Origin of the sequence: Flavobacterium soyae (assembly GCF_045348165.1) — a bacterium.
In the GTDB taxonomy this organism is placed as follows: domain Bacteria; phylum Bacteroidota; class Bacteroidia; order Flavobacteriales; family Flavobacteriaceae; genus Flavobacterium; species Flavobacterium soyae.
Window position 1 is genome coordinate 3,984,169 of sequence record NZ_CP150845.1, and the last position, 22,030, is coordinate 4,006,198.

The 22,030-nt window shown below is 37.6% G+C and carries 13 protein-coding genes; 2 read left to right on the top strand and 11 right to left on the bottom strand.

Going from position 1 to position 22,030, the window contains the following annotated elements:
- Nucleotides 1-192: 192 nt before the first annotated feature.
- Entirely contained in the window at nt 193-2,142 is a 1,950-nt protein-coding gene (locus AABD74_RS17080; protein WP_406843673.1) for a sialate O-acetylesterase, read from the top strand.
- Between the two features lie 252 nt (nt 2,143-2,394).
- Complete coding sequence (locus tag AABD74_RS17085; protein WP_406843674.1) at nt 2,395-6,369, top strand: two-component regulator propeller domain-containing protein; 3,975 nt, start codon at nt 2,395-2,397, stop codon at nt 6,367-6,369.
- 527 nt (nt 6,370-6,896) lie between these two features.
- Here AABD74_RS17085 and AABD74_RS17090 read toward each other — a convergent pair.
- The 11 genes from AABD74_RS17090 to AABD74_RS17140 all read right to left on the bottom strand — a co-directional run bounded on the left by AABD74_RS17090 (nt 6,897) and on the right by AABD74_RS17140 (nt 22,021).
- Nucleotides 6,897-8,471, bottom strand: a complete 1,575-nt coding sequence (locus AABD74_RS17090) for a glycoside hydrolase family 43 protein (protein ID WP_406843675.1) — start codon at nt 8,469-8,471, stop codon at nt 6,897-6,899.
- A 21-nt stretch (nt 8,472-8,492) separates the two neighbouring features.
- Complete coding sequence (locus tag AABD74_RS17095; protein ID WP_406843676.1) at nt 8,493-10,697, bottom strand: beta-glucosidase family protein; 2,205 nt, start codon at nt 10,695-10,697, stop codon at nt 8,493-8,495.
- Between the two features lie 82 nt (nt 10,698-10,779).
- A complete protein-coding gene (locus tag AABD74_RS17100) occupies nt 10,780-12,762 on the bottom strand; it encodes a glycoside hydrolase family 97 protein (protein ID WP_406843677.1) in 1,983 nt (660 codons plus the stop codon).
- A gap of 554 nt (nt 12,763-13,316) precedes the next feature.
- The gene (locus AABD74_RS17105; protein WP_406843678.1) at nt 13,317-16,157 is read right to left on the bottom strand and encodes an RICIN domain-containing protein; all 2,841 of its coding nucleotides are present in this window, start codon (nt 16,155-16,157) and stop codon (nt 13,317-13,319) included.
- 149 nt (nt 16,158-16,306) lie between these two features.
- Nucleotides 16,307-17,770, bottom strand: a complete 1,464-nt coding sequence (locus AABD74_RS17110; protein WP_406843679.1) for a cellulase family glycosylhydrolase — start codon at nt 17,768-17,770, stop codon at nt 16,307-16,309.
- A gap of 89 nt (nt 17,771-17,859) precedes the next feature.
- On the bottom strand, nt 17,860-18,246 hold the full coding sequence (locus AABD74_RS17115; protein ID WP_406843680.1) for a glycan-binding surface protein: 387 nt from the start codon (nt 18,244-18,246) through the stop codon (nt 17,860-17,862).
- Nucleotides 18,247-18,309: 63 nt separating this feature from the next.
- Nucleotides 18,310-18,456, bottom strand: coding sequence for a hypothetical protein (locus tag AABD74_RS17120; RefSeq protein ID WP_232681943.1), 147 nt, complete (start codon nt 18,454-18,456; stop codon nt 18,310-18,312).
- Nucleotides 18,443-18,634, bottom strand: a complete 192-nt coding sequence (locus AABD74_RS17125; protein WP_406843681.1) for a hypothetical protein — start codon at nt 18,632-18,634, stop codon at nt 18,443-18,445. Before AABD74_RS17125 ends, AABD74_RS17120 begins: the two co-directional genes overlap by 14 nt.
- 715 nt (nt 18,635-19,349) lie before the next feature.
- Nucleotides 19,350-19,532 carry a hypothetical protein gene (locus tag AABD74_RS17130; protein ID WP_232681947.1) on the bottom strand — a complete coding sequence of 61 codons (183 nt, stop codon included), beginning with the start codon at nt 19,530-19,532 and terminating at the stop codon, nt 19,350-19,352.
- 700 nt (nt 19,533-20,232) lie between these two features.
- Nucleotides 20,233-20,622 (bottom strand): hypothetical protein, encoded by a 390-nt coding sequence (locus AABD74_RS17135; RefSeq protein WP_406843682.1) that lies wholly within the window; start codon nt 20,620-20,622, stop codon nt 20,233-20,235.
- Nucleotides 20,609-22,021, bottom strand: coding sequence for a tetratricopeptide repeat protein (locus AABD74_RS17140; protein ID WP_406843683.1), 1,413 nt, complete (start codon nt 22,019-22,021; stop codon nt 20,609-20,611). Before AABD74_RS17140 ends, AABD74_RS17135 begins: the two co-directional genes overlap by 14 nt.
- Nucleotides 22,022-22,030 lie beyond the last annotated feature (9 nt).

The window sequence follows — 22,030 nt, forward strand, 5'->3', positions numbered from 1 at the left end:
GATTACCAGATAGAAAAAATATCCAGCACTGCAAAAATGTTTTAATTGGCAGCAAAATTGTACCGCCAGGAGGCGTAACGGTTTGGCGGCAATAAAATATCTTTTTCTAAGAGGCTATGATGCTATAAGATTTCTGCAGCTTCTGCTACAGGTTTCGACACTAACTAACTATAAAATTTAAACCAATCAAAAATGAAAAAAAAATTAATCACTTTGCTTTTTGCCTTGAGCTTATGTGCAAACGCAAATGTAAAAATGCCGCTGCTTTTTAGCGATGGAATGGTCTTGCAGCGTAATAAGCCTATATCTGTATGGGGCTGGGCCGATTCAGGAGAAAAAATTGAAGTTGCTTTTAATAAGCAGATCCAGAGAACTAAAGCAGACAAAAATGGAAAATGGCTTCTCCAGCTGAAACCTGAAAAGGCAGGCGGTCCTTTTAAAATGTCTATTAAAGGAAACAATAGCATTACCATTGAGAACATCCTAGTTGGAGAAGTCTGGATATGCAGCGGACAGTCCAATATGGAATGGACTGTAGGTCAGTCACAGAATGCTGATTATGAAATCAGTCAGGCAGATAATCCTTGGATACGCCAGTTTTTAGTGGAAAAAGATTTAAGTTCGACGCCTAAAAAAGATCTGAAAGCTGGAAATTGGAAAGAAAGCAGTAAAAATAATACAGGAGCCTTTACAGCGGCAGGCTATTTTTTCGCAAAAAAAATATACAGTGAATTAAAAATCCCTGTAGGAATAATAAATGCCACTTGGGGAGGTACCTGCTCAGAAACCTGGACCAGCAGAGAAGCCTTTGAAAAAAGCCCTGAATTCAGTCCCATGTTTTCCGATCTGCCAAAAGTTCCAATGGATTCACTGCTGAAAAATAAACTGGAGGTACTGAAAAAAAATATTGAGAATATTCAAGGATCTAAAATCACTTCAGACTTGGAAAGCCAGTATAAAACTGCAGGCTTTGATGACAGCTCGTGGCCTGAAATCCATACGCCGCAGCTTTGGGAAAACCAATTAGGCAATTTAGACGGCACAGTATGGATGCGCAAATCTTTTATAGTTTCAAAAGAAGATGCTAGCAAAGAAGCTTTACTGGAACTAGGCAAAATAGACGATTCAGATCTTTCTTATGTAAATGGAATTGAAGTGGGAAAGAATACCCAATGGAACAAAAAAAGAATATACAAAATACCTGCCGGAACGCTTAAAGAAGGTATTAACGCTATTGCAGTACGAGTGACGGATTACAGTGGAGGAGGCGGAATTTTTGGCGATGCGGCTGATTTAAAATTAACTGTAGGCAATACCCAAGTACCGCTTGCAGGAGAATGGAAATTTCAGGTTACAGAAATCAAAACAGACCTGTCTCCCAACAGCTATCCTGCCCTGCTTTACAATGCTATGATCAATCCCTTGATTCCTTATTCTTTTCAAGGCGTGCTATGGTATCAGGGAGAAGCCAATGCCGGCCGTGCTGAACAATATAAAAAAGCTTTTCCTTTATTGATTAGTGATTGGAGAAGCAAATGGAATCAAGGTGATTTTCCTTTCTTTTTTGTGCAGCTTTCTTCTTTTAATGAGTTTGGCGGCACCAGCAGCATTGGGAGCTATTGGGCAGAATTAAGAGAGGCTCAAACTTTTACTCTGCACAATGTTGTTAATACTGGTATGTGTGTTACTGCCGATATTGGAGACCCAAAAGATATTCATCCAAAAAACAAACAGGATGTAGGATATAGACTGGCTGCTGTGGCATTAAATAAAGTTTATGATAAAGGAAATGTTTTCAGTGGACCAGAGTACAAATCCATGGAGATAAGAGACAATCAGGTACTCTTAACATTTGACAATGCCACAAGCGGATTAACAGTTCACGATAAATACCAATATGTAAAAGGATTTGAAATTGCAGGACCCGATCACGTTTTTCATTACGCCAAAGCCCAAATAAAAGGCAGTCAGCTTTTGGTGTGGAGCGATCAGGTACAAAACCCTGAAGCGGTCCGCTACGGCTGGGCAGATGACGCCAGCGACTGCAATTTGTATAATGTCGAGAATTTTCCAGCAATCCCTTTTAGAACCGATAACTGGAAAAGCATTTCAACTGCCATAAAATACAGTTTTGAGAAATAAGTAATTATAAAAATAGCCAAGTTCTAACGCACAATTCAATTGTCAATATCGATTCTAAAAAAATAGAATCGATATTGATTTGAAAGATCTTTACATAAAGGTGTTTTCTACTTCTATCCTGAGAAAATAGCACAAAGATGTCCCATCAATTTAAAATGTAAAAATAAAGGCTCAATATAAACAACTCTGATCTCAGATAAAAAATAGTGCAGCATATACCGCAGCTGCAGATAAATGATTAATTTAGACCGGATGAAAAAGCATAAAATCCTCCTATTGTTTCTTGCTGTATTTGGAATAATTTCTCTCCAGGGCATTCTAGCGCAGTCCAATTATATTTTTCACCAGTTAAAAACCAGTGAAGGATTCTCCAGCACCAATGTCAAGACATTTCTCAGGGACAGTTACGGATTTTTATGGATTGGTACGGAATCGGGGCTTAATCGTTATGATGGTTACGAATTCAAGCTTTACACCACAGATTCTAAAAACCCAAACAGTTTAATTTCCAATGATATTTTAGGCCTGCAGGAAGACGGCATGGGTAACATCTGGGTTAATTTTGGATATCATAATGCTATATACAACAGAGATAAAGACTGCTTTATAAACGATATAACTTTTCTGTTAAACAGATTACGTATCCGAGCTGATAGCAACTGTAAAATTTACGTGGATAAAAAAAAGAATTTATGGGTATTAAATAAGAAAAAAATATTTTTCTATGATGTGAAAAAAAAGCATACCTCAATCTTTACCGGCATCCGCATTGAAGACCCTTTCTCTATAAATATAACAGATAACGGCCAGTCAATATATTGCATTGAAAATTCTAAAAAATGCTGGCAGTTAAACAGTGCTACAGGCCGTTTTACAGCCATAAAGCTGCCGGATTTCAGCAGGACGAATGGAGCCGATGAGTGGCACAAAATTTTTCTGGACAGTAACAGCGGATTATGGGTCTATTTCAGTAATTTTCCCAATGAAGTTTCGTACCTGAATCATCAGACAAAGAAATGGAGCGCAGTACTTTTAAAATCCAGCATAGACAGCGGAATCAATTTTGTTACGAGCATTACTGAAAATAAACCTGGAGAAATATGGATAGGTACAGACCATAAAGGGCTGTTTATTTTTGACAAATCAAAAAACAGTACAACAAATTGTATTCAATCCCCAGGCAAAGATAATTCCTTATCCTCCAACAACATAACTTGCCTCTATCGTGACATCGACAGCACCATCTGGATTGGGCACAGTAAGAAAGGACTTTCCTTTTTTAATGAAAGCTTTAAAAATTTCATCAGCTATAGACATCCTGAATATTCCGATATAAGCACCCTAATGGAGGACCACAACGAGGACCTCTGGATTGCCACAGATGGGAAGGGGCTTTTTCGAAAAGAAAAAAAATCAGGAAATACTACTCAAATCCCTTTTCCAAAAGCAGCTATTACCTGTCTGATGGAAGACCGCAGCAACCGCGTCTGGATAGGCACTTATCAAAAGGGGCTTTTTTGTTGGCAAAATGGCATTATAAGCCAGTATACCAAGAAAAACAGTAAGTTAAGCAGCAATAATATCTGGAATTTAAAGCAGGACCGCTATGGAAATATCTGGATAGGGTCCTTGGGGGGAGAAGTACAGCAGCTTCCCTTTGGCTCTGCTGATTTTGATTCCCTGCTCTCCCCTTTTAAAAATGAAATTTTTACCCTTGACATGTTTTATGATTCAGGCGATGAGCTCCTGCTGGGCACCGGTTATGGGCTTTTAAGCATCGATATTACCAACAATAAAAGTGTCGTATCTTATGGCAATAAAAAAGGGACACAAAAATTCAAAAACTTTCAGATCTCTACTGTCTACAAGGATAAACATGATATTCTATGGATCGCTCACAATGATGGACTCAATATATGGGATCCTAAAAAAGACACCATTTATTACTTTAACAAATCAAACGGCCTTTGTGAGAATTCTGTAAGCGGCATCGTGGAAGACAATCAAAATAACATCTGGGTTACCACCACCAATGGGCTTTCGATTTTAACTGTTAACTATGATAAAGATGACAAATTATCCATAAGCAGTAAAAATTATTCCGTTAGAGATGGTCTGCTGGATAATTATTTTAATAAGCACTCAATATTACAATTAAGAAACGGAGATATCCTACTTGGAAATCTCGACGGATATACCATTATCAATCCAAATAAGCTGTTAAAAGAAAACAAGCCTGTTTCAAAAATTATTTTTACCGGATTAACCTTGGGAAATCAGGACATAAAAGTGGATTCTCTGTATAATGGACATAAATTGCTGCAGCATTCGACAGAGCTTCTCTCCGAGCTTACCTTAAGACACGATGACAAGCTCATTACCCTTAAGTTTACCAGTACAGATTTATTAAATGCTGATAAAGTAAGGTATTTTTACAAGATCGAAGGTTTTAATTTGGAATGGATTCCTATTCAGAACAACAAAATTATAATTTCTGCACTACCTGCAGGCAATTACAAACTTTTAGTAAAAGCATATGATAATGCTTCAGGATGGAACGAGAATATTAAAGTATTGGCGCTGCGTGTACTGCCTCCCTTTTATCTGACCCTATGGGCCTATTTAATTTATGGTATACTAATCATAATGATTATATGGTATACCGTGCGCAGGTCAAAAATCCGCCAGCATTTAAAATTAAAAGAACAGATAAACGAAATGAAACTTAATTTTTTCACCAACATAAGCCATGATCTGAGAACTCCCTTAACCCTTATTATAACTCCTCTTCAGGTGCTTCTGAATGATCCCATGGATGAGATCATGAGAAATAAAATAAATGTTATTCATAAAAATGCACAGCAGCTGCTTTCCTTAATCAACACCCTGCTTGATTTTCGTAAACTGGATGCGGGATTCGTCGGCTTAAACTTAAAGGCGGCAGAATTTGTTAGTTTCGCCGAGGATATCTGCAGTTCGTTCAATGTTTATGCCGCTGAACGTAATATCCGCTTATCTTTTCAAAGTGAAACTGATAGTCTGCTTATGGAATTTGATAAAGATAAGATGCAAAAAACACTTACCAACCTGCTTTCCAATGCTTTTAAATATACCCCTGACAGAGGAAAAATTCAGGTAGAGGTTAGTACTGACCACAATCAGGTTTGTGTCAGGGTTCGCGACACAGGATCAGGAATCAGCGATAAGGATAAACTGCATGTGTTTGAAAGATTTTATCAAGGGGAACAGAGTCAAAATGAAACCGGCAGCGGTATTGGGTTACATATTGCAAATGAATATATACATCTTCACGGAGGCAGCATAACCATTGAAGATAATATGCCTAATGGCAGTGTATTTACATTTAAGATCCCAATTAGAGAAAGCACTGAAAAGAATCTAATGATCAGTCCTGCCCATGCTGGAACTGAAAGCAATGATGATCAAAAAATAGAAAATCCTGCCCAGCAGCTAGTCCTTTTTGTGGATGACAACAAAGACCTGTGCTCTTTTATAGAGGATAATCTGAAAGATGACTTTTCGGTGCTTACGGCCCATAATGGACAAGAGGCTGCCGAACTGCTGCAAAAGCACAATGTTACTGTTATCGTAAGTGATGTAATGATGCCGGTTATGGATGGAATCGAGCTCTGCAGACTGGTTAAAACCAACATCTACTGGTCACACATCCCGGTAATTCTGCTCACGGCACGCACTGCAGAGGAATACCAGATAGACGGGTTAAAATATGGGGCAGATGATTATATCACTAAACCCTTTAATATTCATATTCTCAAACTTCGGATTAATAAATTTATTGAATGGACCAGAAAGAGCCATGCTGCATTTAAACAAAAAATAGATATTACCCCCCAGGAGATTACCATTACCTCTTTAGATGAGATTTTTATTGAAAAAGCAATAAAAGCTGTAGAGCAGCATATCAACAGTACGGAATTCTCTGTAGAGAATCTGGGAGACATTCTAGGCTTGAGCCGAGGGCATCTCTATAAAAAACTGATGTGCATAACAGGCAAAGGGCCTGCCGAATTCATCCGGACCATCCGATTGAAAAGGGGACGCCAGCTTCTGGATAAAAGCCAGCTGCAGATTTCTCAGATAGCCTATGAAGTGGGTTTTAATTCGCCAAAAAGATTTTCAAAATATTTCCGTGAAGAATTTGGCCTGTCCCCTTCTGAGTACTTAAAACTTCATAAAAAACTATAAAACAAAATTTAGGACTTTTACTTTTTTATCGGCTTCTAAAATTATGCCGCTAATTGTCATCCATGGTGTGGGCAAATCAGTAATAAAAAAAGCAGTCTTAGTCATAAGATTAAGACTGCCATCTATTCACAGACTGCAATTGTCAGTTCTATTTTGAAAGCGTTTCAAAGATGGCAATAAACTGCTCAAGGAAATTTTTATCGGACAGAAAATATGCTGCGAGAAAAAATATAGATTGTCCGTCCATTCCGTATCATCATGCGCATTGCCATCCACATGCCATACATGAAGCACTTTGTTTGCTTTGAGGCAGTCATGTATACGCTGGCTCACGGAGAAAGTCCAGTTTTTATTAGTACGAGATGCCTACAATACTTTAAGATTTTTCCTGGCTGCCTTTAATTCAGGTACAAGCTTAAGATTAGAAAGACCTCCTGCTTCATTTGCATTGGGAACAGAAAAAAAACCGCCAATGAAGGCAAAAGTATATATTTGCTTTCTAAATTTTTCGCTGTTGATCCATTTTTTTATTCCATTTTACCCGGCTTATACATAAAACTATCAAAATCAGCAAATGCTTTGGTGTTTTTATTTCCAGATGCGGCATATAGTCCAACATACACTCCTGTGAAGCCCCCATTGGTCTCAGAACTTAGATACCAAATATTGATTTTATCTAAAAAATTAAATTCCTTACCATCCAAAGAATAATAGAAGCTGTAAAAATCCTTGTTGCCTTGAACTTTCAAATAAATCGTATCTGCAGGAATTTCCACTTCGGATGCGGTATGGTTCAATACGCCCATTTTATAACGCAGCAGCAGTTTATTTCTGCTTTTTTCTATTTTTTTCAAACAAAGGTCGTAATGTGCCTTACTCGAATAGAAGATTGTCATCCCAGCTTCGTCTCCACTTTTTGCATTATTTAATGACATCACAGTAGAAGTTGAAAAATCAATATGTTCCTGTCTACGCCCTGCAAAGGTTGGCGAATCATTGTCATCTAAAAATACCGAAGTAGCTTTTAATCGCAATGAACCTTTCTTTTCGAATAAAGAATAATTATCCATGAAAGGATTTCTGAGATAGTTCCAATCGACACCCAGCTTCATTTCATCAAAATTAGTAGAGAAATCATGTGACTTTACAGCCTGTAAAGGTAAAGTAGGCACATTCATATCTATATTTACTGTGCCATTGCCATTTATTACCGGCCAAGCATCTGCATCCCATCTTACAGGAGCCAAAAATGTTTCCCGACCTAGCACATGGTGCAGCAGACTCTGCGGACGGAAACCCAGAAAGACAATCCACCAGGAACCATCATGTGCCTGAACAAAATCACCATGTCCGGTACCCTGAATGGGATTATTTTGAGCGATTTCATTGATATGGGTCAAAATGGGGTTGGCCGGGTTGGATTCATAGGGTCCGTAGATATTCCTGCTTCGCGCTATGGTTATTTTATGGCCGTATTCTGTGCCTCCTTCTGAAATAAGCAGATAATACCAGCCGTCTTTTTTATAAATATGGGGCGCTTCAGGATAGCGTCCTCCTGTCCCATTCCACACTGTTTGTCCCTTGGTGAGCTTTTTACCTGTTTTAATATCAATTTCGCAGATTGTAATGCCATTCTGATTCGATACAAAATAAGATTTTCCCTCTTCAAAATATAAGGAAGGGTCTATACCACCCTGATCTACAAAAACCGGTTCTGACCATTCACCCGCAGGATTATCGGTATATACATAGAAATTTCCTCCACCTGATACATTAGTGGTGACCATATAAAAACGGCCTTCATGATAACGCATTGTGGGAGCATAAATACCAGCCGAAGGAGCGCATTTGTCTAATTTGAGCTGAGAAGCGCGTGTGAGGCAATGCCCAATTTTGGTCCAATTGATTAAATCTTTACTATGAAAGACCGGAACTCCAGGAAAGTACTCAAAGCTGGAGGTAACCAGATAATAGTCATCTCCTACCCTGCAAACACTTGGATCGGGATGAAATCCAGAAATAACCGGATTTTTGTATCCTTGTGCATTCAAGAAATGGCAGCATCCAATGATACTGATTAATAGGATAATTATTCTTTTCATATTTTAAATTATTGCAATGCTTTATTTCAAATTAAAATCTACTACTCCTCTAATATCGGAAGCTGAAGCTCCAATCATTATTTTGAATTTGCCCGGTTCTGCAATCCATTCCTTTTTACTATCATCGTAATAAGAAAGATCTTCTTTTGTTAAGGTAAAACGCACTGTTTTTTCTTCTCCTGGTTCAAGCGAAATTTTTTCAAACCCTTTTAATTCTTTGAAAGGACGCGGCAGGCTTGATACTTCATCATTAACATACAGCTGAACGATTTCTTTTCCTGCAGTTTTTCCGGTATTTTTTACTGAAACTGTCACCAATAATGACTCGCCAGCCGTAATAAATTTTGATGAAACAGCTGGTTTCCCATATTGAAATGTTGTATAACTTAGTCCATATCCGAATGGGAAAAGCACAGAGATATTTTTAGTATCATACCAACGGTATCCTACTAAAATGTCTTCTTTATAATATACATTATTTCCATCTCCTGGATAACAAAGCTTGTCAAAAGCATGTGCTCCCACGTCTTCAAGTTTTTTAGGAAATGAAATAGGGAGCTTTCCTGATGGATTTACCTCACCAGAAATAATATCGGTCAAAGCATTTCCTGCCTCCGAACCAAGATACCACCCTTGTAGAACGGCTTTTGCTTTATTAAGCCAAGGCATCAAAACTGCATTTCCGCTCAATAAAACAACTGCAACATTTTTATTTACTTTCTGTATTTCTTCAATAAGCTTATCTTGTCCGAACGGCAGACTAAGTGATTTACGGTCTCCGCTTTCACAATCCTGAAAATAATTTTTATTCAACCCTCCAACAAAGACAACTATATCTGCATGGCGGGCAGTCTCAATTGCTGCATTTTGCAAGGAGTCAAGATTTAATTTAGATGGTTCTTCGGCACCATAAAGCGGTCGCCCCGAAGCATATCCCATACTGTAAACAATATTATTTTCGCCGTATTTATTTTTTAATCCCTGTAAAGGAGAAATTTCGTAAGCCGCTTTCAATGACGTAGAACCGCCGCCAACGATCAAGCTTTTTACGGCATTTTCACCTATCACAGCAATTTTTTTGTATCTGCCTTCGGGAATAGGTAAAAATTGTTTCTCATTTTTAAGCAATACGATTCCTTCCTGTGCTATTTTTCGAGCTGCATCGCTATGCTCGGGCGAAACAAAACGGCCATAAGGACGGTTAGCGCTCATCGTAGTGCGGAAAATCATTCGTAGAATTCGGCTTGCTTTATCGTCAAGTTTTGACATGTCGTATTTGCCTGATTTAATTCCTTTCAGAAAAGGATCGGCTAAATAATAGCTTGAAAAAGGAAAATGCCCTTGTGTAGTCAATCCGTTCGTATAAGTACCCATTTCAATATCAAGTCCGCCATTGACCGCTTCGTCAGTATTGTGGACACCTCCCCAATCACTAACCACCACACCATCAAATTTCCAGTCGGTTTTTAAGATTTGGTTGAGCAAAATGTCGTTATGGCAGCAGTGTACACCCCATATTTTGTTATATGCTCCCATAATAGACCATACGTTTCCTTCCTGAACCGCAGCTTTGAAGGCTGGAAGATAAATCTCGTGCAAGGCGCGGTCGCTTATGTTGACATTAATTTCACCACGAGCAATTTCCTGATTGTTCAGGGCGAAATGTTTTACGCACGCCGCGACTCCATTAGACTGCACGCCCTGCACGTATGGAACTACCAATTGCGAAGCCAAAAAAGGATCTTCGCCCATATATTCGAAATTTCGACCATTGAGCGGCGTACGGTAAATATTGACTCCAGGCCCTAACAGCATGGTTTTATTTCGGTATCGGGCTTCTTCTCCAATAGATGTGCCGTAAAGCTGTGCTATCTTTGGGTTAAATGTTGCCGCCAGACATGTTAAGGCCGGAAAAGCAGTACATGAGTCATTCGTCCATTGTGCTGAGTTCCATTCATCCCATAGTTTTTCATCGCTCACTCCGTGCGATCCGTCTGATGACCATACATCTGGTATTCCCAGACGCGGAACTCCTTTAGAGCTGAACTTTGACTGAGCATGGCATAGTGCCACTTTTTCTTCTACTGTCATTCTCGATAAAGCATCCTTTATACGAACCTCTATTGGCTGGCTTTCATCTAAATAAAGAGGAGATTGTGCCCATCCAAAAAACGGCAGCAGAAAAAAATATAGTAACAGTAAAACGGTGATATTTCTTTTTTTCATTATTGTATACTTTCTAATTAATTATCAGGTTACAGAATAATATTTGCTCCAATGACAAAAGAATCATTCTGAGAAATTTTAACTACTTTTCTGGATTAATTATAATTGCAAAACCGCCTCCAGGAGCCATTTGCACTTTCAGTTTACTGGTATTGGTTACTTTAATTATTTCGCGCTTGTAATCTGTTGGATCTTTTTCGGCATTCATCCCGTCTTTAAAAATTTCTGCTGTAAAGGCTCCTTTTTCAAGGAAAGATAAATCGAGTTCTATTTCCCTAGCCGACCAATTGGTTAAACCGCCTATAAACCATGTACTGCCTTTTTTTCTGGCAATGGCGGCATATTCTCCAACTTTTCCATCAAGTGCAACAGTCTCATCAAAAGTGGTTGGAATTTTAGATATAAATGTGGTGCTTTCCTGTTCTTTCATATAAGCCGTAGGACTATCAGCCATCATTTGCAGCGGCGCTTCATAAAGAACATACATTCCCAACTGATGGCATCTTGTGCCTTGGCTCATAGGCAGGGAATTGCTTGGACGAAAATCTGCTTTTGTCGCATTGCGCATCGCTCCCGGTGTATAATCCATAGGGCCGGCCAACATTCTTATAAAAGGTATGCTTGTTTCATAATGCGGCATATCATCATTTGGCGTCCATTTGGCATTTTCTAATCCTTTAACTCCTTCAAAATTTACGATATTAGGATAGGTTCTTTGAATGCCAGTTGGCTTATACATTCCGTGATAGTCAATAAGAAGTTTGTAAGAAGCTGCTTTTTTAGCAATATTATAAAGAGAATTTACCATTTTTTGATCATCGCGGTCTATGAAATCTATTTTAAAGCCTTTCACTCCCATATTAGAATACTTGGTAAACGCATCATCTAAAACCTGATTTATAGCATACCATGAAGCCCAAAGAATGATTCCGACATTTTTTTGTTTTCCGTATTCGATAAGTTCTTTAATGTTCATAGCAGGTGAAATCTTCAAGATATCGGTTTCTTCACTCCATCCCTCGTCTATCACTACATATTCAATATTGTTTTTAGAAGCAAAATCGATATAATATTTATAAGTCTGCGTATTGATGCCTGCCTTAAAATCGACTTTCGATATATTCCAATCATTCCACCAGTCCCAAGCAACTTTGCCGGGTTTTATCCAGCTCATATCGGAAATTTGTGAAGGCGAAGAAAGTTTTTGAATCATATCATTATTCAAAAGCTCACTGTCGTTCTCACTTATTATTACTGCCCTCCAAGGAAAACTATGGCTGCCGTTTGTTTCTGCAATATAATCTTCTCTCTCTGCCACCATATAGTTCATTTTATTATAGCCTCCTAAACGCTCCTGTTTTGGGTAATAAGCAAATACCCCCTGCAAACCATATTGTGCCTGAATATTGCGTGTTAAAAACATACCCGGATAGTCCTCTAGTTCGGCCTCAATGATAGCCGCTTTTTTTCCATTTCCTAAATCTACAAGAAGCGGAGAAATAGCCAACGTATCTTTGACAAATTTAGAAAGCGGAATTTCATCATAAAGTGCTTCAAAAGCAGAAGTGTACATGTCTTTTTCTCTTAAATCGCGAACATAGGGTACAAAAGCTTTATGATCTTGGCTGAAGTTAAAACTGGCTTCTTCAGATGCAATGGTAATTTTTTTATTCTTATTTGTAAAAAAGCGATAAGCTACTCCATCATTATAAGCCCTTAGTATCAAACCAAAATTTCCTTTAAAACTAACAATCAACTGATTGTATTGGTCCACAACCGTTTTCTTCTTATAAACAGGCGTTTCAAAAGTAGTGTTAGAAGCCGATTTTTTAGTGCTTGTAATTTTGGCATTGTTTCCTAAAACCTCTCCGCTGCCCAAGGTTAATGAAATAGCAGAAGGAGCAACGACTTCTGTATCTTTATGTTTCACAGACCATCGGATTTTGGTGCCGTTTTCTAAGTCCATCTCAATCTTTCCGTTTGGAGACTTGAGGTGAAGCACTTGCGCCCATCCGCTTACTGATAAAAATATAAAAATAACTGCCTGTAATAAAATCCTGTTCATTTGATGTGTTGGTTATTGTAATTAGTAATTATAAGTTTTCGGCATATTTTGAAAAAAACGTTAAAAAGTTCGCGTATGCGTTGTGTCTTTTTAGAAGGCTGTTTTTGGTATCCTACTGCATCAATTAATATTGGTGCTTTTTGAATTATAGTTTCAAAGTTTTTTTTCAACGGCAAATTTGACAAGAAAAAATATCTTACTAAGGTACGCTTTGTATTAAAAAAGGGCAATAATTGTTATAATCATCATATTCTAAAAGCATAAGGATAAATCTGCTCTATGACTTTCCAAAAAAGATCCTGCTGCAAAAAACAGATAGTGGCTTTGAAACTAAATATATCTTCTTTTAATTGATTAGACCTTTTGCTTTGAGCCATCTGCCGCATGCCAGACTCCAATCAGATTCTGTTCCGCCAGATTTGCCAAGTCCTTAACCGTGCCCTCCTTTTTTGCAGCTATGGAGTTCACAAGGAATCTTATATTTCTTTAGAGCAAGTGCATATTCCATAGAAAGTCCTAACAGAAGCTATTCTCCTATTAGGACTTCTATCAATCTATCTGGCTTTTTTAATCATTTTAAATGATTGGAGAACATTACCTCCAATTCCTTCTATCTGCACAATATAAAATCCAGCCCCAAGTGTGCTTCCCATTGATAACTGGTCTGGGTCTGAAACCTGCAGAGACTCAACATTTTTACCATTGATATCAAAAATTTGCACACGTATAGGTTCAGTGTAATTATTTATTTCAATTTTAAAACTGCTCGTAAATGGATTTGGAGAACAGATTACACTAAAATTTTGCTCTTCTAAACTTTCTGTATTAGCACTCAGCTTTAGTAGTGCACCAGATACTGCATTTAGAGACCATTGCTGGTTATAGCTTGAGCTGACACTCCACTGACTTAAATCTGCTCCATTAGCTGCATTTCCTAAACCATCCAAGTACATTCCGGTTGCCTTATTTTTAAATTTGAAATAACCCGAACCGGCATCTTCCTGTATCCATTTCTGTGCTTCACTTCCACTATAGCCCCATTGTCCTGCCACCGATGGATTTGCTATTCTACTCATTCCGTCGATATACAATCCAGTAGCTCTGTTTTTAATCATAACCTCATTGCCACTATACTCGAGAGACCATTGTTGAGCACTGCTTCCGCTGTAGTTCCACTGCCCAGCGTTACTTCCTTGTGTAGTTCTGCTCATTCCGTCCATCAATAATCCAGTACTTCTATTTGCAATGGTATAATAGGCTGCGCTTTCAGCAATATCATCCCCATAAACAATCCCTCTTCCAACTGTACTCATGTAAACGCGTCCGTAGATATTCATGTCTCCCACTATGAAGTTTCCATTCCCGGTACCTCCATACTCATGAGCATCATCGTTAACACGAGTCCAGTTACTGCCTTGATCAACAGAACGAAAAACTCCCGTAACACCGCTCACAGTACCCCATATATAAATTGTTGGATAAGAAGTGCCGGTTTTCATTTTGCCGATTCCGATTGCTGAAGCAGCACTTACAGCTGTTGAAGGCGCGGTAAAGGTGGCTCCGCCATCAACAGATCTAATCAGTCCACCAGAATTCTTAGCGATCCACAAGTGTCCCGAATACCCAGGAACTGTTCTAATTAGGCTGGATCCTCCTGCTCCAACGTTAGAAGCAGTATTGAAAGTGGCACCTCCGTCTGTACTTACTTTTAAATCTCCGTTACCTCTATTGTAGGCATAAAATTTATTGTTCGTAACTGCATCAGATACTGCAATCGTGTTAAAATTAATTCCTGTTACGGTCGTCCAGCTAGCACCATTATTGGTAGAACGGTATAATGAGCTGGAAGATTCTGGACAATGCAAAATGGTTGCTCCGTCATAAGAAAGTGCTACCGTTCCGCGTGGTCCTGCTAAGGTTGCGGATGTCTGTATCCAGTCAGTACCCTGATTGTTCGAATAGTACATTTTCTCACCAAGTCTGACAATTTTATTAGTATTTCCTGATGCATAGGCAAGCCCTGATGTGGTTCCCATTGTGGGCTTATATTGCGGCGCATATACCGAAACATCGCTATGTTTAAATCCATCATAATCTCCAATGACACTCATTAAAGCCCCTCCAGGAATGCTGATTAAATTCAGCGGCACGCTCTCTTCAAGGCCAATAGCATCGAACTTCCACGAGGTCTTTGAAGCGTTGAGATCATCACAGGTAAAAATACCATTTCCCGATATTATACTTGCCTGATTGGTGTTAAACGGATTAAACTTGATATCACCAGTCCAGTGGATGGATGCTGATGATCCTGAAATCCAGGTACAGCCGTTATCTAAGACATTGATTCCCGAATTTCCAACCAGATCCCTCCATGACACCCCGCCATTGGTACTTAAAAAAAAGCGGTCTGCATAAATTATCCTGCCCTCCGCATTAGTATACTGCGCCATATAGGTATTCATAGATGAGGCTATAAGACGCTGCGGATTGGAAGGATCAACATCGATCCCGCCAAAAGAACCCGAAAAACCTGATGGTGTAATATTCGTTAGAATCCCTGCATTTGAAAGCTTCCAAATCTGTCCTGAAGAGGCATTCCAAGGTCCTTCTTTATCGGCATAAGTGATTAGTAAAGTCCTGTTTGAATCCAGCACTGCACGCTGAGGCATATAATTTATTGTTGCTCCCGAAACAGCAGTCCAGGTATTTCCAGCATCCGAACTTTTATAAAGATTAGACGCTCCAGTTCTGGAAACGCCAGCATAAATAGTCTGGGTGATGCCTCCAGAAACCGATGCAGAATCAAAAATTACAAAACAGATTCCGTTATCATTTGCTGTTGCCGTAACCGGAAATGACGATACCTTAGACCAAGTCGAACCGCCATTAGTGCTTTTAAACAATCCATCACGTCTGGTTCCACAGAAAAGCACATTAGAATTGTTGGGATCTACAGCCAATCGCTCGCCATTAGATCTTCCCATACCGTTTCCATGTGCCTTAAATTGTGAGGTTACTATAGTTTCAGTGAAATTAGCACCTCTGTCGGTTGATTTTAAAATCGCTGTTTTCTGATTATTAAAATAATCGGTTCCCGCCAGCATATAAACCACATTATTATTCTGAGGGTCGATAGCCAACGATTCTACGCCCTGATATCCCAGCTGGTCAACACTGGTCCAGTCCAGCAATGGTACCCATCTGTTTGCCGATGCATCCCATCGATAGGCTCCTCCCACATCAGTACGGGCATATTTTAAATTAACATCCGTTTTACTAGGAATAATACCTGTAACAAAACCTGCACCCCCAATCTGAACATTTTTCCAAACGCTCTGGGCCTGGGAAACGAAAACCGATAAAATTAATACATATAATAAGTAAGCTTTTTTCATCTTGATTTGTTTTTAAAAGTTTAAACTATTATCATCCTTACAATCTATTCTTACCTGAGCCAATGCTTCTAAGTTATGAGCACTTTGACAATGATAAGAGCTGCCGCACAAGAAATGCGGCAGTATGCTTTACAAATTCTTTGTGATTCTTATTTAATACCTTCTTTCAACGCAGTAACCATAGCCTGATCCCGTATTGAATTATTTTTTCTGTCTATTACATTTCCAACTTCCCAATAGAACGGCACTACACCATTGATCTTACACTGTCTTGTCACAAAAGTAGTCCAGTAATCCACCGATTTGTTATGCAGCTCTACATCCTTGGGCTGGTGTTTTCCATTTACCGTGCGTCTCATTGCCGCATATTCTCCCAATACAACAGGAATTCCTTTACTGACAAACTTATCTTTGAGTTTTCGGAACGATTCTAAGATGGCATCTTCCTCCCCATAGGTAGGATTTCGGTCTGGTTCAAGAGTGGAATGATTACCTGAACCCCAATAGAAAACCATTTTTCCCCAGCTGACATCTTCATCCAGAAAACAGAACTGGGATGGTGTGTATTCGTGAACCTCTACCATAAGCCGGTTAGGTACAGGATCATAAGGAATTTTGTTCATCAGTTCATAAGAAAGTCCCGCATTGGTAGACGGCCCCTGGACCACTAATGTTCTATAACTGTTCTTTCCTCCTGTTTCGCGAACTGCTTTTATAAAAGTCTCATGATAGCTGTTTAGAATTTCCATTTCCTGAACATCGTCTGCTGGTGGTTCATTAGACCCAGCAAAAATCAGATGTTCATCAAAATCCCTCATCGTGGTGGCAATCTGTTCCCAAAGCGCTTTCTGCTTTGCATTTGTCACTTCCTTTTTTGCCTGAGTGATGTTTTCGTCCAGCCACCCACCGTCCCAGTGAATATTGAGTATCACATACATATCGTTGTTCACACAGTACTGCACTACATCCTTTACCCTGCTGAGCCATGCCTGGTCAATTTTCATTTTGGAAGCATCACTCAGATAGCCGTTAACCCAGGAACAGGGAATTCTAACTGCAGTAAAACCACTATTTTTTAAAAATTTTATATAATCTTCAGTGATCTTTTCATTCCCCCAAGCAGTTTCACCGCCAAGCGCTTCCATAGTATTACCGATATTAATTCCTAAAGTCATTTTGGCAGCCAGTACTGAAGCCGTGCTGCTCATTCCGGCAGCATCTGGAGCTTTAGGAGATGTGTTGTAGCTGGGATATAAATTGGCAGTCTGTGTTATTGTGATGAGCCTGGCTTGTCCGTTATCCGCTGTGACGGTCAGCACAGCCGAACGGCTGAACCCGCTATTGTTAACAGAGGCAGTGAATGCTGTTTTCTCTGTGCCTTGAATCCCGCTTGATTTACTTAACTGCAGCCAGGATGAGGCAGAATTTGTTATGGTCCATTTACTGTTTGCCGCAATGGTAATTGGTTCAGATATTCCACCATCGGGCATAAAAGAGACTGATTGGACCGAAACTGTTAAATAGGGTTCCTCTTCTGCACTTTTGGAGCAGCATAGGAAGGATGCGCTGACAATAAAGAGCAACAGCATCTGATACAAAAATTTGTGTTTCATTTGAATTGTTTTAAGGATTAAGGGTTACAATCAAAACTGCGGACACAGCTGTGCTGGCATCAAAGTCCCGCAGTGAGATTCTTATTTTTTTAATTCTGACCTGTCTTATCAAGGATCTTCACCACCATGATATTATCAACTGCAGCTCTGAAGTCCCCAGGTGCTGCGGTAACGACATCATTAATAACAAAGAATTTTATGCCTCCTGTATATGAACTGCCAACTAGTTCTGTTAAGCTTGCTGCGGAATCGCTTTTTCTATCCTTATTGTCCTTTTTAATGCGGAACTCTATTAAAGGAATTGTCAAGGTGGTCCATTTCGCTTCAGCAGTTATACCTTTGCTTCCAGAAGTTTTCCACGACTCATATCTCACTAAATACATCCAATTATAATCCTTTACGATAAAAATAAAACTGCCTTTCCAAGTTCCTGCAATGTTAATTTCAAATTTTAAGGCAAACTGGCTAAGATCCAATTTTAAGGCATCGGGCTGGATTCAGTGCTGAGCTAGCTCAATATTAATGCATTGTCCATTTTCTCACCCCGAATCGTTTCCTGCGCTTAGTACCCCTGGGTTTAAAATAGGATATACGCCTCTACTGTCTGGAAAATCAGGATCACTGTCACTGGTCAGCAGGCTTAAAATGATATTTTTATAAATTGCCTTCATATTATTTCTTTTCATTTTTTACTTTGGTTAATCCTGCATTAATTCCAAATGTAAATGTTCGGAACTGAGGATAAAAACCATTATCAATTCCCGCCTGCAAAGAGTTCCATGAACCGACCTCAGAATCCATACCTTTATAGCTTGTAATCGGAAAAGGATTGCTGACATTCACATACAGCCATAGTGACACCATAGGCAATTTTTGAATCAGTTCACTAGAAAAAGAATAGTCTAAAGTCATCTTTTATAGAGCCGTTCTCTACATAGCGGTCAGAAAAACCATTATTTCTGTTACTATTATTGTTTTTTAACCCCATTATGGATGTCTAGTTTATCACTTCAGAAAATCCACAGAGACTCGAAGCAAATTAACAATAAAACCCAGCCAAACTAAGGATCTGTTTGTATTAAAATAAGGGTCTAATTGTAACTATTATCATATTTATAATAAAAAAAGACTGATATTTATTTTATTAAAACATTTAATATCATAATTTTTTATGATATTATCAACCGCATATTATTAAAAAATTAAACCATGCAGTGGGTCATTATGGACATTCTGAACAAAGTGAACACCTAATTCTTTAAAATATAAAAACAATTCAAATAACTATAAAATGATAAAGCTGACCATTTTATAAGAGCAGGTGTCAGAAAAGTTGATAAACAAAAACTTAAATCCCATAAATAAAAAAAGATAGAAAAAAGTATGATTTTAGAAAAACAGATTGAAGTTTGTAAGGAAGAAAAACAGCAACAATGACTGAACTACAAAGAATTAAAATATCTTTAAAATCTTAATAAGTTTAGGTACTGCCAAAAACCAAGAAGAACTAGAAAACTGCTTGGGGATAATTCATGTTTTATTTTTTAAACACAAACAACACATTATAATATAAAAAAAGTTAGTTTATACTGTTTATATTTAAGGAAATTTCGTCAGTATTTGAATTTAGAACCACCCAGTTTATATCATTAAGCAATATCAAAGCTTCTAAAATCATTGCTTGGTTTCTTCTTTCATCTGATAAATAAAAATCAGGTGTAACAACATTAGTCAATTTCAATTCAACTAAAGTATAACTCATATTATAATTTTGTGTGAGAATTTTAAGTATCTTAACAAGAATATTAAAAGATGTATTCATAAAGCAATTTTATACCAAGATAAAAAAAGACTACTAAATCTACATCTATGAAATTGAATTTATTCACCTAAAAAATACAACTTTTTTACTCAGATCTGTACCTATGCTTTTCCAGGTTCTTAAAATAATCTACTTTTAAACAGAAGGAGGAACTATTATTCTACCAACAATTAATAACAAACACAAAATCAAATAATTAACAAACAAATAATCTTACCACCCACACTAGAAGTTACAATCTTGTGCTGCATTATGACAATTGTATTGCTGCGAACCTAGCTTTGTTTTTTTAAAACTAAAAACAACAATTGGCATTTAAAGTTTATATCTATTACTCAAATAAGCTGTTAAAAAAGAAGCTCTACGATGGATTTATATTGATAGGAATACCCTGGTAACCTTTCTAAATATTCTACAAAAAAAATCAAAATTTGTACTGTTTTTGTGCTAAACAACTCCCATGAGTTTTCTTATCTCAATAAGGATACTTTGTTTTGTTTTGCGATAGTTTGCTTTAAAACGGACCATAATTGTATCACTAAAGTAGAAAACACTATTAAAATAAGGACTGCTAATTTCTGTATCGGGAAATAGAGAGACAAAATATCACAAAATAAAAACAAACAAATGTCTTGTACTATTATGATTTTATAAATGATAAATATTTTTCATCGCACTGCGTAAAATGTTCATATTCATTCATTGAATTTCCATAATTCTGGATTTGGATTTTATTTTCATTGTATACGCCCCCAATTTTTCCAAAAGTCAGATAGATAACATCATCATTTTTTTGTTCTTTAAGTTTGCCTTTTGAAATTATTTTATCCCTGTCGAAAATTAAAAAGAAATATGCTCCTGCTTTCTTTTCGATTTTAATTTTAAATCTGGAATTTTCACAAGAAGTCAGAACATAGACACCGGTAATTTCCTGAGCAGTATTATAATGCATAACTGCTATAGATTTTTCTTCGGGCTTAGAAAAAGCCAAAAGTATAAATAAGTATATAGAAACTTTAATCAATTGCATCTTCCCAAATGGTTATAATTTTTTCAGAATAGTAATAATTACCTGTTCTTATAAGTGCGTTTAAGGTTGCTGTGTTAATCTCAATTTCGGGAAATTGAGATTTTGTATTGGCAATGAACCGTTTCTTTTCTTTGGTATTGCCAAGCAGATAAGCTGTAAGTATCCGCCCGATATGTGTATCTATATTTTTTTCATCAATTTTAAAAGACATTTCAAATTTAACCTGTGCCTCTTTGTAACGCTCTTCATCCAATAATAGATATCCATAGTTACTCATTTGTACAGCATCGTCAGCGTTTTTGCTTAGATATTCCTTATAAGCAGCTTCTGCCTTTTTATAATCATGAAGCTGCTGATATATGAGTGCCAGATTTGTCAATAAAATATCCTCGTTTGTATCTAGTTTTAGTGCTATTTCAAAATCCTTTATTGCTGCTAAAAAGTCTTCTTTTTGCTGATAAAGTCTTCCTCTCTGTGCACGATAACCATAAACATCTGGATGCATAACAATTAACCTGTCGTAAATTTCAAGAGCCGTTTTCCAGTCTTCTATTTGCTGATAAGCCTGGCCAGCATAGAATTCTAAGTCATCAGCAAAATCACCAGAATTATCTCCATAGTTATTTGGGCTGTCTAAGCGATATTGATAGATTTTGTAAATTTCTACAGCTCTTTGCGGATTAGGAATTTCAATTAGGCATTTTATGTAATTATGGTAAATTCTAATAATAATGTTCCTGTCATATTGAATAGCCATTTCATAGTTCTTAACAGCATTTTCATTATCTCTTAAAAAATAATAATTATTTGCCATCAACTCATACAATTCAGGATTGGCATTATCCATTTCAAGTGCATACTTTACTTCATCCGAGGATTCTTTGTATTGCTTTAGATGAGCCAGACAAAGCGCTTTTAGCTGATGATATTCAGGATCCTGAGTATTTATTACTATCGCCTTATCGATTGTTAAAATTGCATCTTCGTATTGCTGCTGATTATAAAGTTCAAGCGCAGTATCATAAAAATTTTCAGGTATCACACTGGCCGAAACTGCTGCAACAGCTGCATCATAAAATGGTTTAAGGTAATCGTATTGTACTGCCTCCGTTTTGGTCAGAACTTTGAGTGATTTTATATTACCCGTAAGTTCTTCAATTCCTATCTCGAATAAATTTTCTTTTTTATCGTATGGCTGCAATAATGTACTGTATTTGGTATAATTAGGGTTATTTTTTACCGGTATGAAACATAGTTTTGGCTTAACTCCCAACTCCACAACAATTCTATTGGGTTCTTTGCGGAAACTGCGGATATAATTGATTTCTTTTTGAATTTTATCTTGTCCTGCAGCTGTTAAGGAAGTAAAGACAAGAAACATAAAAAATATAAGCCTCATAAGTAGTAT

Coding starts and splice junctions, on each gene's coding strand:
- AABD74_RS17085 (WP_406843674.1), top strand. CDS start 2,395: ATGAAAAAGCATAAAATCCTCCTATTGTTTCTTGCTGTATTTGGAATA.
- AABD74_RS17110 (WP_406843679.1), bottom strand. CDS start 17,770: ATGAAACACAAATTTTTGTATCAGATGCTGTTGCTCTTTATTGTCAGC.
- AABD74_RS17095 (WP_406843676.1), bottom strand. CDS start 10,697: ATGAAAAAAAGAAATATCACCGTTTTACTGTTACTATATTTTTTTCTG.
- AABD74_RS17140 (WP_406843683.1), bottom strand. CDS start 22,021: ATGAGGCTTATATTTTTTATGTTTCTTGTCTTTACTTCCTTAACAGCT.
- AABD74_RS17105 (WP_406843678.1), bottom strand. CDS start 16,157: ATGAAAAAAGCTTACTTATTATATGTATTAATTTTATCGGTTTTCGTT.
- AABD74_RS17080 (WP_406843673.1), top strand. CDS start 193: ATGAAAAAAAAATTAATCACTTTGCTTTTTGCCTTGAGCTTATGTGCA.
- AABD74_RS17090 (WP_406843675.1), bottom strand. CDS start 8,471: ATGAAAAGAATAATTATCCTATTAATCAGTATCATTGGATGCTGCCAT.
- AABD74_RS17120 (WP_232681943.1), bottom strand. CDS start 18,456: ATGAAAAGAAATAATATGAAGGCAATTTATAAAAATATCATTTTAAGC.
- AABD74_RS17100 (WP_406843677.1), bottom strand. CDS start 12,762: ATGAACAGGATTTTATTACAGGCAGTTATTTTTATATTTTTATCAGTA.
- AABD74_RS17135 (WP_406843682.1), bottom strand. CDS start 20,622: ATGCAATTGATTAAAGTTTCTATATACTTATTTATACTTTTGGCTTTT.
- AABD74_RS17130 (WP_232681947.1), bottom strand. CDS start 19,532: ATGAGTTATACTTTAGTTGAATTGAAATTGACTAATGTTGTTACACCT.
- AABD74_RS17125 (WP_406843681.1), bottom strand. CDS start 18,634: ATGGTGTCACTATGGCTGTATGTGAATGTCAGCAATCCTTTTCCGATT.